Here is a 2,383-nt window from a genome sequence, read left to right on the forward strand (position 1 = left end):
ACTTCATGGTCACCTTGGAGCCGATGTTGCCGTCGACCCACTCCATGGTCGCGCCGGCCTCGCACGTGGCGCGCTTGGTGACGAGGTTGTAGACGTTGTTCGACCAGTTCTGGATGGTCGTGTAGCGGCAGCGACCGCCCTTCTTGACGATGATCTCCACGACCGCCGAGTGCAGCGAGTCGGAGGAGTAGATCGGCGCGGTGCAGCCCTCGACGTAGTGCACGTAGGCGTCCTCGTCGACGATGATCAGGGTGCGCTCGAACTGGCCCATGTTCTCGGTGTTGATCCGGAAGTAGGCCTGCAGCGGGATGTCGACGTGGACGCCCTTGGGCACGTAGATGAACGAGCCCCCGGACCAGACGCTGGTGTTGAGCGCCGCGAACTTGTTGTCGCCGACCGGGATGACGGTGCCGAAGTACTCCTGGAAGAGCTCCGGGTGCGTCTTCAGCGCGGTGTCGGTGTCGAGGAACAGGACGCCCTGCTCCTCGAGGTCCTCGCGGATCGAGTGGTAGACGACCTCGGACTCGTACTGCGCGGCGACGCCGGCGACGAGGCGCTGCTTCTCCGCCTCGGGGATGCCGAGCTTGTCGTAGGTGTTCTTGATGTCCTCGGGGAGCTCCTCCCACGAGGTCGCCTGCTTCTCGCTGGAACGGACGAAGTACTTGATGTTGTCGAAGTCGATGGTGCTGAGGTCGGAGCCCCAGGTCGGCATCGGCTTGCGGTGGAAGAGCTTGAGGCCCTTCAGGCGCAGGTCGAGCATCCACTGCGGCTCGTTCTTCTTGGCGGAGATGTCGCGGACGACGTCCTCGTTCAGGCCGCGGGTCGCGGTGGCGCCGGCGTCGTCCGAGTCGGACCAGCCGAACTCGTAGCGGCCGATGCCCTGGAGCTCGGGGTTGAGCTCTTCGATCGAGGTCATGGCTTCTCCTTGGTGCTCGGGGGGGTGCTCGTGGTCTGGGTGGTGCCGATGGTGCTGGTGGTGCTGGTGGTGCTGGGGATGCAGGTCGTGCACACGCCGTCGCCGTGCGCGATCGTCGCCAGCCGCTGGACGTGCGTGCCGAGGACGCGGCCGATGGCCTCGGTCTCGGCCTCGCACAGCTGCGGGAACTCGTGGGCCACGTGGGCGACCGGGCAGTGCTGCTGGCACAGCTGCTCGCCGATGGGCAGGTCGCGCGCGGTGGCGGCATAGCCACCGGCGGTGAAGACGTGGGCCAGGGCCTCGGCCGGGGTGAGCGTGGGGTCCTGCACCGTGACGGTGGCGTAGTCGCGCTCGACGAAGGCGACCCGGCGACGGGCGAACTCCATGACGGCCTCGTCGCCCTGCGTCTCGGCCAGGAAGCGGAGCGCGGCGACCGCGAGGTCGTCGTACTGCTGGTCGAACGCGTCACGCCCGGAGTCGGTCAGTGCGAAGACCCGGGCGGGACGGCCGCGCCCTCGGCTGCCGTAGACCTTCTGCTCGCGCCCCTCGACGGTGCCGCTCTCGACCAGGTGCTCGAGGTGGCGGCGCACGGCGGCCGGCGTCAGCTCGAGCCTCTCGGCGAGCGCGAGGGCGGTGGAGGGCCCGTTCTCGAGGATCGACCGAGCCACCCGTTCACGGGTGGGGGCGTCCCTGTCGGGCGCCGCAGCAGTCGTCCTCACGAATTGCACAACGCAAGTGTGACGTTAATGCTTCCTCGTCTTCAAGCAAGGGTCCCCTAACCCGTGACGCTGGCCCAACTATTGGGGATGTTGCCCCGGATCCCCGCCGACGTCGCGAAACCGGCTGACACTCGATTCGGGGTGACCCGACGGCGGGCGCCGAAAGGGGAGACATGCGGACTGCAAGGATGACGATCGGCGTGGGGGCCGTGGCGTGCCTGGTCCTCGCCGCAMCGACGGCGCAGGCGGAGATCGGGAGCGCGATCTCGGCCAGGGCCGCGGTCACGACGATGTCCCTCGAGCTCAACGAGCCGGCCGGCGCCACCGTGGCCGCCGACAGCTCCGGCATGGGCCACAACGGGGCGATCGGCAACCACATCAGGATGAACGGGTCGTGGGCCGACTGGGACCGGCACTCCCCGGACGCCGGGATCTACTACGGCGCCGCACACCTGATCATGGTCCCGGACGCTGCGGACGGGTCGTTGGACCCCGGCACCGGCACCTTCTCGGTCGAGATCCGCTACCGCTCGACGGACAAGTTCGGCAACATCATCCAGAAGGGCCAGTCCAAGGACGCGGGTGGCCAGGTCAAGTTCCAGCAGCCCGGAGGCGTCGTGGGCTGCCTGTTCAAGTCCCCCACTGGTCAGGTCGCCACCAACTCCAAGACCGCGTTGAACAACGGCGCCTGGCACGTCGTGCGGTGCGTGCGCACATCCACGGACGTGACCATGTACGTGGACGGGGT

3 protein-coding genes are annotated in these 2,383 nt (G+C 68.0%); 1 reads left to right on the forward strand and 2 read right to left on the reverse strand.

The features are described from left to right. Window positions 1-916: Fe-S cluster assembly protein SufB (sufB, locus tag ACXJKL_RS19405; protein WP_457208638.1), on the reverse strand; the 916-nt coding region annotated here is incomplete at its 3' end. After that, complete coding sequence (locus ACXJKL_RS19410) at window positions 913-1,584, reverse strand: helix-turn-helix transcriptional regulator (protein ID WP_457208639.1); 672 nt, start codon at window positions 1,582-1,584, stop codon at window positions 913-915. The genes sufB and ACXJKL_RS19410, both read right to left, overlap by 4 nt. Before the next feature lie 239 nt (window positions 1,585-1,823). Between ACXJKL_RS19410 and ACXJKL_RS19415 the strand changes: the two genes are divergently transcribed. Next, a partial coding sequence (locus ACXJKL_RS19415; protein WP_457208640.1) for a hypothetical protein occupies window positions 1,824-2,383 on the forward strand: 560 nt, incomplete at its 3' end.

Source organism: Nocardioides sp. P5_C9_2, assembly GCF_054049555.1.